The sequence below is a fragment of the Stenotrophomonas sp. STEN038 genome (genome assembly GCF_056759895.1).
Genome location: NZ_JBRRDW010000064.1, coordinates 1 through 20,702, shown reverse-complemented (window position 1 = coordinate 20,702; position 20,702 = coordinate 1). Strand labels below are relative to the sequence as shown.

The window sequence follows — 20,702 nt, the reverse complement described above, 5'->3', positions numbered from 1 at the left end:
GTTTATCCCCGGAATCCCCGGGGGTGTTTATGAGCAAAATCTACCGGCGTGGTTTGCTACCTCCCTTTCCCGACGCGAAGGGGGAGGGGTGGTTGGTAGGGCCGAGCCATGCTCGGCAGGGGCTCTACCGGGAATGCCCCTTGCCGAGCATGGCTCGGCACTACGGGTTGGGTTGCCGGGAAGGCCTCTTGCCGAGCATGGCTCGGCACTACATGGGGCTGGCCTTTCGGCTTTTGTGGGAGCGGCGTCAGCCGCGAAGCCCATGAATCGCCAGATGACGGACATGCCCGTAATTGCTGCATTGCCGGCTTTGCGGCTTACGCCGCTCCCACAAGACAACAGCAGGTTCAGTGCGTCTCGCGGCGGACGTGGCGCACGAAGCGGCGCAGCAGCTGGCGGGCCAGTGGCGCGGCGGTGACCTCGCGGGCGACGCTGCGGGCGCAGCCGCCGTGGCGGGCGATGCAGTCGGCGCGGGCGCGGACGTAGCCGCGCATGTGGTGGGTGGCGAACTCGGGGTGGAACTGCAGACCCCAGGCCTGCTCGCCCCAGCGGAAGGCGTGGCAGTTGTCCTGCACCGAGCGGGCCAGCACGGTGGCGCCTTCGGGCGCGCGCAATACCGTCTGCAGGTGGGTGGCGTGGGCCGGGAAGCTGGCCGGCAGGCCTGCGAATAGCGGATCGGCCGAGGCCGGGGCCTCCAGCTCCAGCTGGATGGTGCCGGACTCGCGCCCGGCCGGGTTGTAGGCCACTTCCCCTCCCAATGCATGGGCGAGCAGCTGGTGGCCGTAGCAGATGCCCAGCAGCGGCATGCCGGCGTGGGCGGCGTCGCGCAGCCAGTCGGCGCTGCGTTCGCTCCAGTCGGCGCGGTCGGTGACGAAGGCAGCCGAACCAGTGACTATCGTGGCGGCAAAATCACCGCGTTCGGGCAGCTGCTCGCCGTGCTCGACGTTGACCACCACGGTGTCGGCCTCTTCCAAGCCGGCGGCCACGCGGATCCAGTGCGGAAAGCGGCCGTAACGGCGCAGGGTCGGGAACGGTTGCCCGGTTTCAACGATCAAGAACGGCTGGGACTTCATTCCGGCGGCGGCAGTACTGACAGGACTTCCTCGATTGTAGTCAGCCCTGCGGCCACCTTTTCAAGCCCGGTGCGGCGCAGGGTGCGCAGTCCGTCGGCCGCCGCGGCCTTGCTGAATCCGGCCAGATCCATGTCGCGGGTGATCAGGGCGCGCAGCCGCGAACCCAGTGGTAGCAACTCATACAGGCCGATCCGGCCCATGTAACCGGTGCGCCGGCACTCCAGGCAACCGACCGGCGCATATGCCGTCACTACATCTGGTAATGCTTCATGGGCATTACGTAGTGGCGCCCAATCGCTGTCGCTCAGGGTGTCTGGTGTCTTGCAGTGCGGGCAAAGGGTACGTACCAGTCGCTGCGCCAGCACGCCGTTGACGGTGGAGGCGATCAGGTAATGCGGCACGCCAAGATCAAGCAGGCGAGTGATCGCCGAGGGCGCGTCGTTGGTATGCAGGGTGGACAGCACCAGGTGACCGGTCAACGACGCCTGCACCGCCATCTGCGCGGTTTCCAGATCGCGGATTTCGCCGATCATGATGATGTCCGGGTCCTGTCGCAGCAGGGTGCGCACGCCGGAGGCGAAGTCCAGGTCGATATTGGCCTGCACCTGCATCTGGTTGAATTCGGGCGCGATCATTTCGATCGGGTCTTCCACCGTGCACACGTTCACATCCGGCGTGGCCAGCCGCTTGAGCGTGGAGTACAGGGTGGTGGTCTTGCCCGAGCCGGTCGGGCCGGTGACCAGCACGATGCCGTGCGGGCGTGCCACCAGCTCGTTCCAGCCGGCGGCCTCTTCCGGGCTGAAACCCAGCTGCTCGATGCTCTTGAACGCCGAGTCCGGGTCGAAGATACGCATCACGCACTTTTCGCCGAACGCGGTGGGCATGGTCGACAGGCGCATTTCCACCTCGCGCCCGCCCGGCGAGCGGGTCTTGATGCGACCGTCCTGCGGGCGTCGGCGTTCGGCCAGATCCATGCGCCCGAGCACTTTCACGCGGCTGATCACCGCGGTCATCACCGACGGCGGCAGTTCGAATACCTTGTGCAGCACGCCGTCGATGCGGAAGCGCACGCGGCCCTTGTCGCGGCGCGGCTCCATGTGGATGTCGCTGGCGCGCTGCTCATAGGCGTACTGCAGCAGCCAGTCGACGATGCTGACCACGTGGTGGTCGTCGGCATTGACGTCACCGGCGCTGCCCAGCTCCACCAACTGTTCGAAGCTGGGCGGGGTGATGCCGTTGCTGCTGTCGCGGGCATCGCTGCGCGCGCCGCGCACCGAACGGGTGACGCCGAAGAACTCCATCGAGTAGCGATGCAGGTCCAGCGGGTTGACCAGCACCACGTCGATGCGGCGACGCGTCAGGTGCTGCAGGTCGGCCAGCCACTCGCGCGCCATTGGCTCGCTGGTGGCCACCAGCACGCGCTCGCTGTCCAGGCCCAGCGGCAGGATGCGGTGGCGGCGCGCATAGGCATGCGAGACCACGGCGGTGGCACCGGACACGTCCACCCGGGTCGGATCGATGCGCAGGTAGCGGGTGTGGGTGCGTGCGGCCAGCCATTCGGTCAGGCGCTCCAGGCCGAGCTCGCCAGCCCCTGCGGCCGAGGCCAGTTTCAGGTTGGCCAGCAGCACCAGCGGGTGCACCTCGCTGGCATTGCGCGCGCCCTGGGCAGAGAAACGGATCCGCTCCTGGTCGTGCGCGGCCACCAGCCCGTCGGCCAACAGGGCGCTGGCGATATTGGAAAACTGCAGCCTTCCCGGGGCGATCGCCACCTGCGGTGCTGCTGCCTGAGTGCCTTCCACAGCCGCGTTTTCCACCCCAAACCCCTTGCTGGCGCGGCCATCGCGCGGTCGGTCGTTATACTAACGCACCCCTTACGTACGGCTCAGGCAGCATGTCCGCGACTCCCCCCGTTTCGATTACCTTCCAGGGACTGATCCAGACCCTCAATGATTTCTGGGCGAAACAGGGCTGTGTCTTGATCCAGCCGCTGGACCTGGAGGTCGGTGCCGGCACCTTTCATCCGGCCACCTTCCTGCGCTCGATCGGCCCGGAAAGCTGGAATGCGGCCTACGTACAGCCCTCGCGCCGTCCCACCGATGGCCGCTACGGCGAGAACCCCAACCGCCTGCAGCGCTACTACCAGTACCAGGTGGCGATGAAGCCGAGCCCGGACAACATCCAGCAGCTCTACCTGGATTCGCTCAAGGCGCTTGGCATCGACCCGCTGGTGCACGACCTGCGCTTCGTCGAGGACAACTGGGAATCGCCGACCCTGGGCGCTTGGGGCCTGGGCTGGGAAATCTGGCTCAACGGCATGGAAGTCACCCAGTTCACCTACTTCCAGCAGGCCGGCGGCCTGGAGTGCAAGCCGGTGCTGGGCGAAATCACCTACGGGCTGGAGCGGCTCTGCATGTACCTGCAGAACTGCGACAACGTCTACGACCTGATCTGGACCTACGGCCCGGACGGCACCCCGGTCACCTACGGCGATGTCTACCTGCAGAACGAGGTGGAGCAGAGCACCTACAACTTCGAGTACGCCGACGTGGAAGAAATGTTCCATCGCTTCGACGCCTGCGAGAAGGAAACACAGAAGCTGGTGGAAGCCGGCCTGCCGCTCCCGGCCTATGAACAGGTCTGCAAGGCCTCGCATTCGTTCAACCTGCTCGATGCGCGCCGCGCCATCTCGGTGACCGAGCGCCAGCGTTACATCCTGCGCGTGCGCGCGCTGGCCCAGGCGGTGGCCAAGCTGTACGAGGCCAAGCGCATCGAAGCCGTGGCAGCGAAGGAACAGATCTCGTGAGCCTGGCTGGGGTCGAAGGACTTGCCAGCGTCGGTTATGTGAATTTCCTGGCCGGTATCGGGCTCGCGGCATGGGCACGTGGTACCGGACGCAGTGTGCTTCTCTGGCTGATCTTTGGTTGGGTTCTGGCCCCGGTCGCCGGACTGGTGATGTTGTTCCTGCAAAAGCGCCGCGATCCGGCGCCTGAAGTTTCCGTATTCCCCCAAACTGGGCGTAGCGACTTGCTGTCGGTGCGCAAGGACGTCATATGAGTGAGATGAAACCGCTGCTGATCGAACTGGGCGTGGAAGAGCTGCCGGTCAAGGCGCTGCCGGGCCTGGCGCAAGCCTTCTTCGATGGCGTGATCGACGGCCTGGCCAAGCGTGGCGTGGCTTTCGAGCGTGGCGATGCCAAGCCGCTGTCGACTCCGCGACGCCTGGCGGTGCTGTTGCCTGGCGTGGAAACCGAACAGCCCGAGCAGCACTCGGAAGTGTTCGGCCCGTACCTGAACATCGCGCTGGACGCCAACGGCGAACCGACCAAGGCGCTGCAGGGTTTTGCGGCCAAGGCCGGCATCGACTGGACCGCGCTGGAGCGCACCACCGACGCCAAGGGCGAGCGTTTCGTGCTGCGTTCGGTGACCCCGGGCGCGCAGACCGCCAGCCTGCTGCCGGAGATCCTGCGCGAAGCCATCGCCGCCATGCCGATCCCCAAGCCGATGCGCTGGGGCAACCACGAATACGCCTTCGCCCGTCCGGTGCATTGGCTGGTGCTGCTGCACGGCAACGACATCGTGCCGGCCGAGCTGCTGGGCCTGAGCTCGGACCGCTTCAGCCGTGGCCACCGTTTCATGGCCGACAAGCAGGTGTGGTTGAGCAACCCGGCCGACTACGTTGAGTCGCTGAAGGCCGCCAACGTGCTGGTCGACGCCGACGCGCGCCGCGAGCGCATCGTCGCCGAGGTCAACGCCGCAGCCGCCCAGGCCGGCGGCGTGGCCCGCATCACCGACGACAACCTGGAGCAGGTGGTCAATCTGGTCGAATGGCCGGCGGCGGTGCTGTGCAGCTTCGAGCGCGAATTCCTGGCCGTGCCGCAGGAAGCGCTGATCGAAACGATGGAGATCAACCAGAAGTTCTTCCCGGTGCTCGATGGCGGCGGCAAGCTGACCGAGAAGTTCATCGGTATTGCCAACATCGAATCCAAGGACGTGGCCGAAGTGGCCAAGGGCTACGAGCGCGTGATCCGTCCGCGCTTCTCCGATGCCAAGTTCTTCTTCGATGAAGACCTCAAGCAGGGTCTGGTCGGCATGGGCGATGGTCTGAAGACCGTCACCTATCAGGCCAAGCTGGGCAGCGTTGCCGACAAGGTGCAGCGCGTCAGCGCACTGGCGCAGATCATCGCGCCGCAGGTGGGCGCCGATCCGGTGCACGCCAAGCGTGCCGCCGAACTGGCCAAGAACGACCTGCAGTCGCGCATGGTCAACGAGTTCCCGGAGCTGCAGGGCATCGCCGGCCGTCATTACGCGGTTGCCGGTGGCGAATCGCCGTCGGTGGCGCTGGCCATCGACGAGAGCTACCAGCCGCGCTTTGCTGCCGATGACATCGCGTTGTCGCCGCTGGGCAAGGTGCTGGCCATTGCCGAGCGCCTGGACACGCTGGCCGGTGGCTTTGCCGCTGGCCTGAAGCCGACCGGCAACAAGGACCCGTTCGCGCTTCGTCGTAATGCCTTGGGTCTGGCCCGCAGCATCATCGAATCGGGCTTTGATCTGGATCTGCCGGCGTTGCTGGCTTCGGCCAATGCGGGCCTTGCCGAGCGCAAGGTGCAGGCCGATGCGGGCGAGCTCTACGACTTCATCATCGACCGCCTGAAGGGTTATTACGCCGACAAGGGCGTGCCGGCCACCCACTTCAACGCCGTCGCCGAGCTGCGCGTGGCCTCGCTGTACGACTTCGATCGCCGTATCGATGCCATCGGCACCTTTGCCCAGCTGCCGGAAGCTGAAGCACTGGCAGCAGCCAACAAGCGCATCCGCAACATCCTGCGCAAGGCCGACGGCGAGATCCCGGGCATGATCGACCCGGCGCTGCTGCGCGAACCGGCCGAGAGTGAACTGGCCGAGGCCGTCACCGCTGCCATCGACGACACCGGCACCGCGCTGGCGCACAAGGACTATGTGGCCGTGCTCGGCCGCCTGGCCCGCCTGCGCCCGCAGGTGGACGCGTTCTTCGACGCGGTGATGGTCAACGCCGACGACCTGGCCCTGCGTGGCAACCGGCTGGCGCTGCTGCGCACGCTGGGCGACCGCCTCGGCAGCGTCGCCGCGATCGAACACCTGTCCAGCTGAGGCATGGACACCGGCGCCTCCTGGCAGTCCGCACAGGCCGCTCTGGCCCGGCGTGACATCCCGGAAGCGCAACGGCAGCTGCGTGCCGTGGTGGATCAGCAACCCGCGCACGCCTATGCGCGGGTGATGCTGGCCGGCACCGTATTGGCGCAGGGTCAGCTGCGCGAGGCCGTACAGCAACTGCAGCAGGCCGCCAGTCTGGATTATCGCGACCCGGCTCTACTGTTGCGTGTTGCCCAGGCCTTGCTGCGGGTAGGTGACAGCGAAGGCGTGGCGCGGTTGATGCGCAATGCCTGCGTGGCCCGCTGCAATGACAGTCCGACGCTGGCGGCCTTGGCCCACGTGCTGCAATCACTTGGGCTGCATGCCGATGCCCTGCAGTTGATGCAGCGTGCGGCGGCGATGGGTTTCGACAGTCCCGATTTCCATTATTTCCTCGGCGTGCAACTTCAGTTCAACGGTGAACTGGAGGCGGCCGAGCAGGCGCTCACGCGCTGCCTGCAGCTGAATCCCGGCCACGGCCGGGCCGCGCTGACGCGTGCACGCCTGCGCCGCTGGCGTGCGGACGACAACCATGTCGATGGCCTGCGCAGGCAGCTGCAAATCACGGCGGCAGACAGTGAGGACGGCGCCGCCTTGTGGTTCGCGCTGTACAAGGAACTGGAGGACCTCGGCGATTTCCCCGCGGCATGGAATGCGCTGCGGCAAGGCAATGCCGCGATGTGGCGACGCCTGCGCCACGATCGCCTGGCCGATCACGCACAGCATGAGGCGATGGCCAGGCTGGCGGCAGCGGGGACGTTCGCGACGGTCGAAGCGGCGGATGAGGATGATGGCGCGCAGCCCATCTTCATCATCGGCATGCCGCGTTCGGGCACCACGGTGCTCGAACGCATGCTCGGCAATCATTCGCAGATAGCGTCTGCCGGTGAACTTGGCGATTTTGCCCAGCAATTGCGACTGGCCGCCGATCAGGCTGGCCGCGCGCTGCTAGACCCTGCATTGCTGCAGACGCTACCAACGCTGGATTACGCTGCCGTCGGCAAGGGCTACCTGCGGCAGACGCGTTGGCGCCTGGATGGGCAACGCCGCTTCATCGACAAGCTGCCACCGAATTACCTGTTGGCGGGCCCCATCGCGCGCGCGTTGCCGAAGGCGGTGATCGTCTACGTCAGGCGCGATCCCATGGCGGTGTGCTTCTCCAACTACCGCGCCATGTTCGGCGACTCCTATGGTTACAGCTACGACCTTGACGCCCTGGCTGCGCACCATGCAGCGCATACGCAGCTGATGCAGGCCTGGCAGCAGCATCTGCCGGAGCGTGTGCTGGAGATCGATTACGAAGCGATGGTGCGCGACCCGGATGCGGCCTTGGCGCAGGTGCTGCAACGTTGCGGACTGGAAGTGGAAAGTGGCAGCAGTGACCTGACCCGCAACGCGGCCGCGACCGCGACCCTGAGCAGCGTGCAGGTGCGCGAGCCGGTGCACGCACGCAATATCGACGAATGGCAACGCTATGCAACCGAACTCGCACCACTGCGTGAGCGTTTGCAGGACCGCAGATAGAACAGGAGCGGCCTTGGCCGCTCCTGTCTCACTGCCTGGCAACTGCGTTTACTGGCTGCGGCCGAAGCGCCAGTTCATCTCCAGCATGTACGAGCGGCCGTAGCCGTTGTAGTTGAAGACGTTGTAATACGGGTAGCTGGTGTAGGTGCGGTCACGCGGCGGCCGCTCGCCGGTGAGGTTGTTGGCGGTGATGCTCAGCGAGACATCATCGGTTACCGCGTAGTCCACGGTCAGGTTGAAGGTGGTCCAGGCCTTGACCTTGCCTGCGTCATCGGCCGCATAGCCGTCGGTGGTGTCCTGGGCGGCGAAGTTGGGCGTGCGGCCGTAGCGGATGCCGTACAACGTGGTGGTCCAGTCGCCCATCTGCCAGCCCAGTGTGCCGCTGAAGATGTTCTTGAACTCCGAGGAGTAGTAGGGATTGCGCAGCAGGTCGATCACCGGGTCCTCCGGGTACTGCTGGCTCTCATGCTTGAGGGTGACGTTGTAGCGTGCGCCCAGCATGAAGCTGCCCCAGCTGTCGGTTGCCCAGCGGTAGTCCAGATTGGCGGTGACACCGCTGACGTCCTCCTTGGCGACGTTGATCGGGTTGACCGCGACGGTGTTGAGCTGGTTGGGCTGCGGCGCGTTCGCACCGGCGCGGCCGATGCGTTGCAGGGCATCGACGCAGGTCGGCGAGTTGGGATCCAGCTGGCCCTGGCGGCACGCCGACTCATTGCGCAGCAGCAGGTCCAGGTCGAGGTCGGCGACCTTGTTGTCGATCTTGATCCGGTAATAGTCGGCGCTGACCGTGAAGCTGCTGTTGGGTGACCAGACCACGCCGCCGCCCCAGGACTTGGCGGTGATCGACTTCAGCTCACCATTGCCGGAGCGGGAGCCGCGGACCTGCTCGTCGTTGAGCGTGCACTGGGCAATAGGGACGCCTGGCTGTTCAGTGGCGCAGCGGTAGTAGTCCGGCACGAAGGTGTAAAAGCCGCTGTCACCGGCAAACACATAGGACATGTCCGGCGATTTGAACGCGGTGGCGTAGTTGCCGCGGAACAGCAGCGAGTCGATTGGCCGGAACTCCAACGCGGCTTTCCAGGTGGCGCGGGAATCACTGCCGCCACCATCGTTCTTGTAGTCGTCATAGCGCCCGGACAGGCTGGCGGTGAGCTTGCTGAAGATCGGCACGCGCAGTTCCACCGCCGCCGCCCAGTTGTCGCGCTTGCCCTTGCCCTGGGTGCCGCTCAGCCCCCAGAACTGGTCGGTGACGACGCGTGAATCGGTGGGGTTGCTCCACGATTGCTGGCCAGCCTGCAGCACGCCGGCGAAGCCGACGTCACCGGCGGGCAGGGTGAACAGCGAGGTGTTGGTGAACTGCAGGTTGACGTTCTGCGTCCAGGTCTTGGACTTGGTGCGGATCTCGCCCTGGAAGCTGCGGTATTGCTCGGGCGTCAGCGCCTGGTAGAAGCCTGCATCATTCGGCTCGTAGATCGGATAGCCGTAGTAGTCACCCAACTGCGGTCCGAGGAAATGCTCGCGGAAGAAGTCTTCCATCTTGTCTTTCAACGGCCACCACTGGCGACTGTCGATGTGGTACTCGGAGCGGGCGTAGTAGGCGTTGTAGTCCCAGTTGGATTGTCCCACCGCGCCCTTGATGCCGATGGCGACGTTGTAGGAGTCGGCGGTCTGGCGTTCGTTGTTGAAGTCCAGGTCACCGGTTTCTTCTGGCGAGAAGATGCGCTGGTAGCTTTCCAGGTCGCCGGTGAGGTTGTTGAAGATGTAGCCACTGGTATCCAACGATGGCTGCCAGAAGCGGGAGCCGGAGTTGCTCTCATTCTTGGTGCGGTTCATCAGCAACGTGGCATAGATGTCGGTGCTGTCGTTGAGCGCGTAATTCAGGTTGGCATAGCCTGACGCGCTGCGTTCCTTGTTGAGGATGGTCGAATAACCCGGCTCGTAGCGGCTGCCGCAGTAGTTGCCGCGACCAGGACGGGTGTCGTAGAAGGTGGTACCCCCGAACAGGCCGGCCAGCGGTGCGCAGGCTGCTGCGCCCGGGTCGATGTAGGCGCCGCTGCTGCTGTTGTGTACGAAGGTGCGGCTGCCATAGCGCGCGGCGACGTCGGGGTTGTCGTTGGTGGAGTCGAAATCCTTGCGGTTGAAGCCGTAGATCGGGTCTTGGTTGCTCAGCTGCAGGCCGGCAGTCAGGTCGAGCTTGTCCCAGCTGTGACCACTGGTCAGCTGGAAGCGCTGGTTACCGCCACCACCGCCGTCGTAGCTGCCCATGCGGAAGCTCAGCTCGGTGCCGTCCAGCCGCTTCTTGAGGATGATGTTGACCACGCCGGCGATCGCGCTGGAACCATAGATCGAGGACTGGTTGCCCGGCGCGATGTCAATGCGTTCGACCATGGCGGTGGGAACACTGGCCAGGTCGACGAAGTTGCTCTGGCCGTTGTAGAGCAGCGGGTAGTCGGCCATCGGCCTGCCGTCGATCAGCACCAAGGTGAAGCCCGGGTCCAGGCCGAGCAGGCTGATGGGTTTGGCCGCCGAGGTGAAGCCGCCGGAGAACTGGCTGTCCTGTACCGCGCCGGTGGCCAGGGGCTGCGAACGCAGGACCTCATAGACATCCTTGAAGCCCTGCTTCTGGATGTCCTGGGCGGTGATCGAGGTGATGGGGGTAGCTGTCTCGACCTGCACCTGCGGGATCAGCGAGCCGGTGACGGTGATCTTGTCGAGGGTTTCAACGTTTCTCTTGTCTGCCTCGCTCTGCGATTGGGCGAAGGAAAGCGGGGAATAAGCGGCAATCACCGTGCAGACCGCCGCGCTGAGGAGTTGTCGTTTCATCATGGGTACCTGGACTTGTGGAAGTGCCTGGACCCAGTCAACCGGCCGCTCCGTACTGGCAGCGCACTAACCCGGGACAGCATCACCACGTGTTCTAGGAACCGGAGCGGCTGGGTGTTTCACGATAATTTAACTGTACCCGTCAAGATGGCGTGATGATCCGTACAGCAGCGCGGGGAACAAGTCCAATGCAGTGACCAGCCACGCTCGGCTGGAGCATTACCGTTACAGCCCCTTGCCGAGTATGGCTCGGCACTACAGATCCAGCATGGTTGGGTGCTGCCGAGGCTGGCGGGATGACGGCCGTGTGATTTTGCTGGTCATGTTCGGACCGGTATGCTGACGCGCATGCAGCTATCTCGAATCACCCCGCTCCTTCTGTTCCTGGCGTCGCTGGCAGCAGTTCCCCTTGCCCATGCCCGCGGCACCATCGAAAAGGTCCAGATCAAGGGTCTGGACAAGGGTGATGATGCGGAAATCATCGAAAACATCGAAGTATCGCTGTCGGTCTATGACGCGATCGGCAAGGTACAGGGCGAATCGCGGCTGGAGTACCTGCTGTCGCAGGCCGAGCGGCAGACACGCACGGCGCTGGAGCCGTTCGGCTTCTACAACCCCAAGATCACCGTGGAAGCGCCGCGTACCGGCGAGACCCTGCAGGTGCTGATCCAGGTCGACAAGGGCGAACAGATCAAGGTCCGCACCCAGGAACTGGCCATCACCGGCCCGGCTTCGCGCGACCAGTACCTGCAGGAAGACATCGAGGCTTTCCACCCCAAGACGGGCGAGGCCTTCGACTCGGTGAACTATGAAGCCAGCAAGATCACCATCACCCGGCGCCTGGCCGAGCGTGGTTACTTCGATGCCGATTTCACCCAGCGCAAGGTCGAAGTGACCCGCGCCGAGAACGCCGCCGACATCTTCCTCACCTGGGACAGCGGCCGCCGCTACAACATGGGGCCGATCACCTTCGAGCAGGATTACTTCCGCCCTGGTCTGTTCGAGCCGCTGGTGTACTGGGAACAAGGCAGCTACTGGCATGAAGGCAAGCTCGATCGCCTGCGCGAGTCGCTGACCAAGCTCGATTACTTCAGCGTCATCGACATCCAGCCGCACCCGGAACAGGCCGATGACGACGGTGAGGTGCCGGTCAACGTCAAGCTGACCCGCGCCAAGCGCACCATCTATACCGCCGGTCTGAGCTACGGCAGCGAGAGCGGCGCGGGTGTGCGCGGCGGCGTCGAGCGCCGCTACGTCAATCGTCGTGGGCACAAGCTCACCACCCAGCTGGACTACGCACAGAAGCGCAAGAGCTTCATCACCAGCTACCGCGTGCCGGGCTTCCGCTGGTTGGATGGCTGGTACAGCTATGCGGTCAGCGCCTATGACGAGCAGACCGATTACATCGATCTGCGCAACGTCAAGTTGATCGCCAGCCGCAGCGGCGAAATCAACGAGAACCTGACCGCCATCGTCTCGATGAATGCACTGCGCGAACGCTGGCGCTACAGCTCCGGTGATCAATTCAATGCAGCGGTCTACAACTATTCGACCCTGGTCTACCCGCAGCTCACCGCCGACTACGTCAAGGTCGACGATAAAAGTTTCCCGCGTCGCGGTATCAGCGGCAACGCCACCATGCGTGGCGGCATCGAAGGTGCAGGTTCGGATACCAGTTTCATCCAGGCCGATGCCACCGTGCGCTGGTACATCCCGGTGGGCGATGCGGACCGATTGATCCTGCGCGGACAGGCCGGTACCACCTGGACCAGCGATCTGGTGTCGATGCCACCGAGCCTGCGTTACTTCGCCGGCGGTGACCGCTCCATCCGCGGCTATGCCTTCCGTGAAGTCGGCCCGCGTACGCCGGCACCGGACAAGTTCGCGCTGGGCGCGAAGAATCTGGCGGTCGGTTCGGTCGAGTACGAGCACTACTTCGGCGGCGGTCCCTGGGGCGGCGCGGTGTTCGTCGATACCGGTAGCGCTTTCGACAACAACATCGACTTGCATACCGGCGTCGGCTTTGGTGTGCGCTGGAAGTCACCCGTCGGCCCGGTGCGTATTGATATCGCCCACGGTTTGAACCACCCGGATTCGCAATTCCAGCTCTACCTCAACATCGGAGCTGACCTATGAGCCGCCGGCCCGACGAGGTGAGCCCGGAAGAACGCGAAGCGCGCATCGCCGAACTGCGCGCCAAGCGCAAGGCGCGGCTGCGCACGCTGGCGGTGCGCAGTGGCATCACCATCACCGTGCTGGTGCTGCTGGGCCTGTTCGCGCTGTACTGGCTGCTGCAGACCGTAGCTGGCCGCGAGGTGCTGCTGGCGCAGGTGGTCGCGCGCCTGCCCGCTGGTTCATCGCTGACCTGGAGCAAGGCCGAAGGCCCGCTGGCCGGGCCGTTGATCCTGCACGACCTGGATTTCCGCTACGACGAGCTGCACTTCACTGCCGGCAAGGCCTATCTGGATCCGGATATCCGGCCGCTGCTGGGCCGCAAGCTGCGCCTGGACGCGTTGCGCATCAGCGACGCCACGCTGGAGCTGGGTCCCTCGGAAGACAAGCCCTTCGAACTTCCCAACTGGCCGGATGTGCTGCCGGCCATCGAGTTGCCGCTGGCCTTGCAGGCCGACACCATCGTCATCGATGGTCTGCGCATCACCCAGCTGCAGCAGCCGATCATCGACATCACCAAAGTCCGCGGCGGGCTTGAAGCCGCCGATGGCGAATTCACCGCCACCCAGATCAAGGTCAACAGCAACCTCGGCGATTTCCGCATCGATGGCCATTACCTGCCGCGCGAGGACTACGCCACCGACCTGACCGTACGCGCGCTGATGCCACCACGTCCGGGCCAACCGGCTGCGCGTCTGGGCCTGGTTGCACGCGGCAATCTGGCGCATATGGAAGTTGCAGTGGCCGGCTACGCACCCAAGCCGCTGCATGTCAGCTTCATTCTGGATGGTCGCGCCGATCCGGTCTGGAACGTGGCCGCGCGCAGCGAGCAACTGGATATCGGCCAGTTGGTACCGGCGCAGTTCCTGGCCGAGGCACCGGCGCCACTGGCATTGGATTTCACCGCACGTGGACGTGGTGGCCAGGCGCAGCTGCAGGGCCGCGTGCGCCAGGGCGAGAACGAGCTGGTGTTGGCACCCTCCAACATCGCCATCGAAAAGCAGGTGCTGACGGTTTCGCCGCTGGTTGCCGAAGCCTTCGGCGGCAGCGTGCGCCTGCAGGGTACGGCTGATTTCAGCGATGCACAGAATCCGGGCTTCCGCTTCGCGGTGGTGGCCAACCAGCTCACCTATATGCCCGAGCCGGACCCGAGCTCGCCCGACACCACGCCGGTACCGCTGCACCTGAAGGAAGCGCGTCTGGGTGTGGCCGGCAACCTGAAGAACTGGGCGGCGGTCGGCAAGGCTGATGTGGCGCGCGAAGCGCAGGACGCCAATCTCGATTTCGACGTGCGTGGCAACGACCAGCAGGCGCATATTGAACGACTGAAGGCGACCACGCCCGGCGGTGCGCTGGAACTGAAGGGTTCGGCGGCGTGGGCACCGACCCTGGCCTGGGATGTGGATGCAAGCCTGTCCAAGTTTGATCCCGGCTATTTCGCACCGGGCTGGGAAGGCAATCTGTCCGGTACGCTGGCCTCCAAGGGCAAGCAATTGCCGGCCGTGGCCGGCAGCAACGACATGCGTTTCGAAGCGACGCTGGACGTACCGCAGATCAACGGCATGCTGCGCGGGCGTCGTGTCGATGCACGCGCCAAGCTCGCGCTGCAGGGCACTCAAGGCGAAGGCAATGTACGGCTGGTGATGGGCGACAGCCAGATCGAAGCCAAGGGCAAGGTCGGTGACCGTCTGGACGTGGATGCGCGGCTGCAGCCACTGCACCTGTCCGACCTGCTGCCCGGCGGCACCGGTAGCCTGGCCGGTACCCTGCAGTTGCGCGGCACCCCGAGCCAGCCGGACATCACCGCCGACCTGCGCGGCAATGGTCTGCAATGGGACGACTGGAAGGTGCAGCAGATCAGCATCAATGGCCGCCTGCCGTGGCAGGGCAGCAATGGTGCGCTGGAGATCCACGGCAGCGCGGTGGAAGTCGGCATGCTGCTGGACCAGGTCAACATCAATGCGCGCGGCAGCGTGCAGAACCTGCAGCTGGACGCCGACACCCGCAATGAGATGGGCGCACTGGCGCTCAGCGGCAGCGTGCGCCAACAAGGCCAAGCCTGGCGCGGCGAGCTGGCCTCGCTGCGGATTGCGCCGGTCAAGGGCGCGCCATGGCAGCTGCGGCAGCCGGCCGCCTTCAGCGCGCAGGGCAGCAACTTCACCCTGTCCGATGCCTGCCTGGGCTCGGATACCGGTGGTGCCCTGTGCCTTGCCGCCAACTGGCCGCGCGAAGGCCTGCAGCTGCGCGGTGATGCCTTGCCGCTGGCGCTGGTACAGCCATGGTTGCCGCCCAACGAAGGCCGCCGCATGTACCTGCGCGGCGAGCTCACCCTGGACGGCAACATCCGCCCGCGTGGCAATGCCTGGGAGGGTGCCTTTAAAGTGGCCTCGGCCGAAGGCGGCATCCGCCTCGGCGACAACGCCCGTGGCGAGCTGGTGCGTTACGACAACTTCTCGTTGAACGTCGACATGCTGCCGAACAGCATCAAGGGCTACCTCGGCGTCGGCTTCAAGGGCGACGGCTTCATCGATGCCAAGGTACAGACCGGTTGGGAGCCCAATGCGGCGCTCACCTGCGAGCTGTACATGAACATCGCGCGGCTGTACTGGTTGGAGTTGTTCTCGCCTGACCTGGTGCGCCCGCAAGGTCTGATCGAAGGCCACGTCAGTCTGCGTGGCACGCGCTCGCAGCCAACCCTGGGCGGCGAGGCCAAACTCAGCAACTTCACCGGCGAATTCCCGGCATTGGGCCTGACCCTGAGCGAAGGCAAGGGCAGTTTCATCGCCCAGCCTGACGGCTCGGCACGTATCAGCGCCTCGACCAAGACTGGTGGTGAAGGCACGCTGCAGGTGGACGGTGGTCTGTCCTGGTTCGGCGATGCACAACCGCTGCAGCTGCATATCCACGGCGACAAGGTGCTGATGGCCAACACCAGCGAACTGCGGGTGGTGGCCAACCCGGATCTGGACTTCACTTTGGCCGGTACCGCGATGGAGCTGCGCGGCAGCGTGCATGTGCCCGAGGCCGATCTGGATCTTGAACGCCTGGATCGCGGCACCTCGGCATCGGAAGACATCGTGGTGCTGGATCCGGTCGACCCGGAAGAGGGCCCGTCCTCACCGCTGGACATGGACCTGACCGTCAGCCTTGGCGACAAGGTCAAGATGAGCGGCTTTGGCCTGAAGGGCGCGTTGACCGGCCGGATGCAGGTGCGCGCGCGCCCGGGCCGCGAGATGACCGCCAACGGCGGCCTGGAAGTCAGTGGCCGCTACAAGGCGTACGGCCAGGACCTGACCATCACCGACGGGCAGCTGTTGTGGAACTACGGCGTGGTTTCCGACCCGCGCATCAACATCAAAGCGCAGCGTGCGATCGGTGATGTCACTGCCGGCATCCATGTCACCGGCCGCGCCCAGCAGCCCAAGGTGGATGTGTGGTCGGATCCTGCGATGTCGCAATCCGAATCGCTCGCCTATCTGGTGCTGGGCCGCAGCCTGAGCATGGCCAGCAGCGACCAGGCACAGCAGGTCAACGCCGCATCGGCAGCATTGTCGGCCGGTACTGGCCTGCTCGCCGCGCAGGTGGGCGCCAAGCTCGGCCTCGACGACGCTGGCGTCAGCCAGTCGCGTGCGCTTGGTGGTTCGGTGATCGGCGTGGGCAAATACATCACGCCCAAGCTCTACATCGGCTACGGCGTGTCACTGATCGGCAGCGGCTCGGTACTGACCCTGAAGTACCTGCTGCGGCGCGGCTTCGATATCGAAGTCGAATCGTCCACGGTCGAAAACCGCGGTTCGGTGAACTGGCGCAAGGAGCGCTGAGTAGCAAGCGTGGAGCGTTGTAGGAGCGGCGTAAGCCGCGAAGCCACCGCTCCATCCGTAGTCAATTGCGCATTTTCCAAGCCGAAGATCAGCGGTGTCGCGAAGTCATGCTGCACCGGCTTCGCGGCTCACGCCGCTCCCACAAGCGTCGGCGATATTACGTGACTGCTGGCGGTTGCCGCTGTTGGCGGGGGCCGCTACTGTCCACGGCTGTTCTGTAATCCGCTGGAGTTCCAATGACGCGTAAACCGCTTACCGCCGCGCTGGCGCTGGGCATGAGCCTGGCCGCCGCTGCTGCCCACGCCAACGAAGGCATGTGGATGCCCACGCAGCTGCCGGAGCTGGCCAGGACGCTGAAGGACGCCGGCTTCAAGGGTGACCCCAAGCAGTTGGCCGATGTCACCGCGCCGCCGTTGAGCGCGGTGGTGCGTGTTGGTGGTGGTACCGGCTCGTTCGTCTCCGACGAGGGCCTGCTGCTGACCAATCACCACGTGGCCTATGGCGTCATCCAGTACAACGCCAGCAAGGAACACAACTTCATCAATGATGGCTTCATCGCACAAGGTCGCGACGACGAGCGCGCTGCCAATCCCGATTACCGGGTGCTGGTGACCGTGGGTTTCGACAAGGTCACCGACGATGTACTCAAGGACGCGCGTGGCAAGACCGGGCGCGGCTATTACGACGCGGTGGAAAGCGCGCGCAAGCGCATCGTCGCCGACTGCGAGGCCGAAGGCGGCGTGCGCTGCTCGGTGGCCAACATGTATTACGGCAGCGACTTCTACCGCATCCGCCAGCTGGAGCTGACCGACATCCGTCTGGTCTACGCACCGCCGCGTGCGATCGGCAATTACGGCGATGAAATCGACAATTTCATGTGGCCGCGCCACACCGGTGATTTCACCCTGCTGCGTGCCTACGTGGGCAAGGATGGCAAGCCGGCGCCGTACAGCAAGGACAACGTTCCCTACCAGCCGCCAGCACACCTGAAGATGTCGCTGGATGGCCCGAAGGAAGGCGATTACGCGATGCTGGCCGGTTACCCGGGCACCACCTATCGCCTGCGCACCGCTGCCGAGTTCGCCAACCAGATTGATACCGTGCTGCCGCGCCGCGTGGAAGTGTTCCAGCAGCTGATCGATGTCATCGAAGCGCAGGGCAAGGGCAATGCCGATGCGCGCACGCGCTACGCCTCGCAGCTGCAGTCGCTGAAGAACAACCGCAAGCGCGCCGCCGGTGAGCTGGAAGGCCTGCTGCGCAGCGATGCCAAGACCCAGCGTGCGCAGGACGAGCAGGCCATGCTGGCCAGCGCCGATGGCAAGTACAAGGCCGATATCGATGCGCTGTTTGCGTCGCTGGCCGCAGACAGCGCGGTCGGCAGCAGCGAGTTCCTGGTGACCTTGATGTCCAGCCAGACCCAGTTGCTGCGTTCGGCGCTGCTGCTGGAGCGGCTGCGGGTGGAGTCGCTCAAGCCCGATGCCGAGCGTGAAGCCGGCTATCAGCAGCGCGACCAGGCCCTGATCGAAGGTGTGCTCAAGCAGGTACAGCGCCGCTACGATCCGACGGTTGAGAAAGCACTGCTCACCGCATTGCTGACCCGCTACCAGCAACTGCCCGATGCACAGCGCGATTCGCATTACGACAACCTGTTCGGGCGCACACCGGCCGAGCTGGCCAGGCATCTGGACGAGCTGTACGCACAGACCAAGCTTGGTGACGAAGCGCAGCGCCTGTCGCGTTTCGAAGCTGCACGCAAGGGTGGTTTCATCGAGGCCGATCCGTTGGTGTCGGTGGCATCGGCCTTGGTGATGGCACAGCTCAACGCCGAGCGTGACAGCAAGGAACGCGCAGGCGAGCAGCTGCGCCTGCGTCCGTCCTACATGCAGGCACTGTTCGCCTGGCGTGCAAGCCAGGGCAGGGCGGTGTACCCGGATGCCAACAGCACCCTGCGCATCAGCTACGGCAAGGTCGAAGCACTGCATCCGCGCGATGCGGTCAGCTATTCGCCGGTGACCACGGTTGCCGGCATCGTCGAGAAGAACACCAATACGGTGCCGTTCGATGCGCCCAAGCCGTTGCTGGCGGCAATTGCCAAGGGAGATTTCGGCAGTACCGCTGATCCGGCGTTGAAGACGCAGACGGTCAACTTCCTGACCAACCTGGATACCACCGGCGGCAACTCCGGCTCACCGGTGCTCAATGCCAAGGGCGAGTTGATCGGCCTGAACTTCGACTCCAACTGGGAGTCGGTCAGCGCCAGCTGGTGGTTCGACCCGCGCTACAAGCGTGCCGTGCACGTGGACATGCGCTACCTGCGTTGGCTGTTGGCGAAGGTATACCCGGCCCCCGCTCTGCTGCAGGAAATGGGTGTGCCTGCCGAGTAACGGCTGCGGAATGGGTGCCACGGAAGTGGCGCCCATTCCATGCATAAAACGGTGTGTACCCCGTTTCAGCGATAACTGACATTACGCTAGGCTAAAATCCCGATCATCGGTGGACTGTCTACTGACAGTCCGACAGGGAGAGTGTGTGGCATCGGATCTGAACTATGCGCGCGTGGGCGCAGCCAATTCCACGGCCTTGGCGCCGCTGCGCATCTGGATTGTCGGCAACCTGGAGCTGTTGCAGCCTCTGTTGCCCTATGGCGCCCAGATCCAGGCCCTGGACAGCGTCGAAGCGCTGTATCGCGAGTTGGTGATCGTTCCCTGCGACATCGTGGTCATCGATACCACCCGGGTCCGCGCCGGTATGGTCGAGACGGTCGAGCACCTGCGCCGTCGTGATGATCTGGGTGTGGTCCTGTTGGTCGACCCGAGTACCCCGCAGCTGATTGCCGATGGCCTGTGGGCCGGCGCTGACGCCTGCCTGCCGCACCGGCCAGAGCCGGAATTCCTCGCTGCCAAGCTGTACAGCCTGCGCCGGCGCTTGCCTGGCGAGGCGGCGCAGCTGATGGAAACCGGCGGAGCCGGCAATAGTCCCTGCTGGGCGTTGGAATCCGACGGCTGGGACCTGCGTGGGCCCAACGGGCAGGTACTGGCGCTGACCGAGGCCGAACGCGCATTTCTCACTTTGATTTTCTCATCTCCGGGCGAGACAGTCGCCCGCGAACGCTTGATTGCCGCCCTCACCGACCAGCCCTGGAGCTTTGATCCGCACCGGATTGAAGTGCTTGTGCACCGTTTGCGTAACCGTGTGCAGTCGGCCACCGGCTGTACCCTCCCGGTTCGCGCAGTTCGGGGTGCCGGCTACCGTTTGACGGTCTAGTTCACACTTTTGCGTTAAGTTTTTATTCATTAATATGAAGGCGCGTAGACGCGCCTTCATACGCAGCCGTACGCGCAATTCTTCCGTTAAATCAAGGTGATAGCCGTTCAGCGTGAGGCTTGAAAAGCCCCGCGCGAAAGCAAGTGAGAGTTTCCGTCACAAAGCGGAACTGAATAGGTCAGGGCACACCGTAAGAATCGCCGCAATTACGAGCACCACACGGTGCTGAATCGGTTAGTCGTTTTTGGGGCGACTGCCGCTTTTCCTTGAAGAAATCAATCGGGCTGCCGGGTTCGTCGGTGGCCTGCGCGCAGCGTTTGCAAGAGGTTCGCCCGGTGAACAACCAGTCCGATCAGTACATCCGTTCGTTTGTCCTTCCCACAAAAAATGGTGAGAGCCGTTCAATAGTGGGTGCCCGGAAAGCGGCGCGTTCCGTGCTGGGGCGCATCGGGGTGATTGCTTCGATGGTGATGACGGCGGTGTTGCCGAGTACTGCCATGGCTGCGGCCTACGCCACCGGTGGCTCCAGTCCGTATCGCTAAACCGTGATGTGGATGACTTGGGGCGCTGGCACCAATGGCACCCACGAAGCAGTACTGAGCAACGGATCAACTAGCAGTGCATCGCTGAATGTCGCTACCGGCGTGACGATGGTGGTGAGTTGGGCGATGTGCTGACCTACACGCTGACCACGGTGGTGAGTGATGCACAGACCACCGCACCGGTGGTGCTGAGCGACACCCTGGGCAACCGGCAGCGTGACCAACGCGGTGCTGGGCAGCGGTACCGACAACCCGAGCTGCGGCACGAGCTGCACGACCACCACCCCGGTGGCGGCACCTGCCGTGACCTACAGC

At 64.5% G+C, this 20,702-nt stretch carries 13 protein-coding genes; 10 read left to right on the top strand and 3 right to left on the bottom strand.

Features of this window, described 5'->3' with window-relative positions; all coding sequences use genetic code 11:
• Positions 1 to 347 precede the first annotated feature (347 nt).
• Both ACVOLS_RS19075 and ACVOLS_RS19070 read right to left on the bottom strand, forming a co-directional pair.
• Positions 348 to 1,073: a glutamine amidotransferase gene (locus ACVOLS_RS19075; RefSeq protein ID WP_481546931.1), complete on the bottom strand. Its 726-nt coding sequence runs from the start codon at positions 1,071 to 1,073 to the stop codon at positions 348 to 350.
• A complete protein-coding gene (locus tag ACVOLS_RS19070) occupies positions 1,070 to 2,842 on the bottom strand; it encodes a GspE/PulE family protein (RefSeq protein ID WP_481546932.1) in 1,773 nt (590 codons plus the stop codon). Before ACVOLS_RS19070 ends, ACVOLS_RS19075 begins: the two co-directional genes overlap by 4 nt.
• Before the next feature lie 122 nt (positions 2,843 to 2,964).
• Here ACVOLS_RS19070 and glyQ point away from each other — a divergent pair, with 122 nt between their 5' ends.
• From glyQ to ACVOLS_RS19050, 4 genes are read left to right on the top strand one after another with little or no spacing between them, the layout of a single operon-like run.
• Positions 2,965 to 3,876, top strand: coding sequence for a glycine--tRNA ligase subunit alpha (gene glyQ, locus ACVOLS_RS19065; RefSeq protein WP_481546930.1), 912 nt, complete (start codon positions 2,965 to 2,967; stop codon positions 3,874 to 3,876).
• A complete protein-coding gene (locus ACVOLS_RS19060; protein ID WP_481546929.1) occupies positions 3,873 to 4,127 on the top strand; it encodes a hypothetical protein in 255 nt (84 codons plus the stop codon). Before glyQ ends, ACVOLS_RS19060 begins: the two co-directional genes overlap by 4 nt.
• The gene (glyS, locus tag ACVOLS_RS19055) at positions 4,124 to 6,199 is read left to right on the top strand and encodes a glycine--tRNA ligase subunit beta (protein ID WP_481546928.1); all 2,076 of its coding nucleotides are present in this window, start codon (positions 4,124 to 4,126) and stop codon (positions 6,197 to 6,199) included. The genes ACVOLS_RS19060 and glyS overlap by 4 nt, the downstream gene beginning before the upstream one ends.
• A 3-nt stretch (positions 6,200 to 6,202) precedes the next feature.
• Complete coding sequence (locus tag ACVOLS_RS19050; protein WP_481546927.1) at positions 6,203 to 7,765, top strand: tetratricopeptide repeat-containing sulfotransferase family protein; 1,563 nt, start codon at positions 6,203 to 6,205, stop codon at positions 7,763 to 7,765.
• 48 nt (positions 7,766 to 7,813) lie between these two features.
• On the opposite strand, the gene ACVOLS_RS19045 is transcribed toward ACVOLS_RS19050, so the two are convergent.
• A complete protein-coding gene (locus ACVOLS_RS19045; protein WP_481546926.1) occupies positions 7,814 to 10,588 on the bottom strand; it encodes a TonB-dependent receptor in 2,775 nt (924 codons plus the stop codon).
• 336 nt (positions 10,589 to 10,924) lie between these two features.
• Between ACVOLS_RS19045 and ACVOLS_RS19040 the strand changes: the two genes are divergently transcribed.
• The 6 genes from ACVOLS_RS19040 to ACVOLS_RS19015 form a co-directional block, all read left to right on the top strand.
• Positions 10,925 to 12,724: an autotransporter assembly complex protein TamA gene (locus ACVOLS_RS19040; RefSeq protein ID WP_481546925.1), complete on the top strand. Its 1,800-nt coding sequence runs from the start codon at positions 10,925 to 10,927 to the stop codon at positions 12,722 to 12,724.
• Positions 12,721 to 16,581, top strand: coding sequence for a translocation/assembly module TamB domain-containing protein (locus ACVOLS_RS19035; protein ID WP_481546924.1), 3,861 nt, complete (start codon positions 12,721 to 12,723; stop codon positions 16,579 to 16,581). The genes ACVOLS_RS19040 and ACVOLS_RS19035 overlap by 4 nt, the downstream gene beginning before the upstream one ends.
• Positions 16,582 to 16,817: 236 nt before the next feature.
• Positions 16,818 to 18,965 carry a S46 family peptidase gene (locus ACVOLS_RS19030; RefSeq protein WP_481546923.1) on the top strand — a complete coding sequence of 716 codons (2,148 nt, stop codon included), beginning with the start codon at positions 16,818 to 16,820 and terminating at the stop codon, positions 18,963 to 18,965.
• Positions 18,966 to 19,110: 145 nt separating this feature from the next.
• The gene (locus tag ACVOLS_RS19025; protein ID WP_481546922.1) at positions 19,111 to 19,845 is read left to right on the top strand and encodes a winged helix-turn-helix domain-containing protein; all 735 of its coding nucleotides are present in this window, start codon (positions 19,111 to 19,113) and stop codon (positions 19,843 to 19,845) included.
• A 266-nt stretch (positions 19,846 to 20,111) separates the two neighbouring features.
• On the top strand, positions 20,112 to 20,387 hold the full coding sequence (locus ACVOLS_RS19020) for a hypothetical protein (RefSeq protein WP_481546921.1): 276 nt from the start codon (positions 20,112 to 20,114) through the stop codon (positions 20,385 to 20,387).
• A gap of 119 nt (positions 20,388 to 20,506) precedes the next feature.
• Positions 20,507 to 20,702 (top strand): hypothetical protein (locus ACVOLS_RS19015; protein ID WP_481546920.1); only part of this gene is annotated, 196 nt, incomplete at its 3' end.

Excerpts from the sequence above, each read along its gene's own strand:
- ACVOLS_RS19075 (WP_481546931.1), bottom strand. The coding sequence starts at position 1,073 with ATGAAGTCCCAGCCGTTCTTGATCGTTGAAACCGGGCAACCGTTCCCG.
- glyQ (WP_481546930.1), top strand. The coding sequence starts at position 2,965 with ATGTCCGCGACTCCCCCCGTTTCGATTACCTTCCAGGGACTGATCCAG.
- glyS (WP_481546928.1), top strand. The coding sequence starts at position 4,124 with ATGAGTGAGATGAAACCGCTGCTGATCGAACTGGGCGTGGAAGAGCTG.
- ACVOLS_RS19050 (WP_481546927.1), top strand. The coding sequence starts at position 6,203 with ATGGACACCGGCGCCTCCTGGCAGTCCGCACAGGCCGCTCTGGCCCGG.
- ACVOLS_RS19045 (WP_481546926.1), bottom strand. The coding sequence starts at position 10,588 with ATGAAACGACAACTCCTCAGCGCGGCGGTCTGCACGGTGATTGCCGCT.
- ACVOLS_RS19040 (WP_481546925.1), top strand. The coding sequence starts at position 10,925 with ATGCTGACGCGCATGCAGCTATCTCGAATCACCCCGCTCCTTCTGTTC.
- ACVOLS_RS19035 (WP_481546924.1), top strand. The coding sequence starts at position 12,721 with ATGAGCCGCCGGCCCGACGAGGTGAGCCCGGAAGAACGCGAAGCGCGC.
- ACVOLS_RS19030 (WP_481546923.1), top strand. The coding sequence starts at position 16,818 with ATGACGCGTAAACCGCTTACCGCCGCGCTGGCGCTGGGCATGAGCCTG.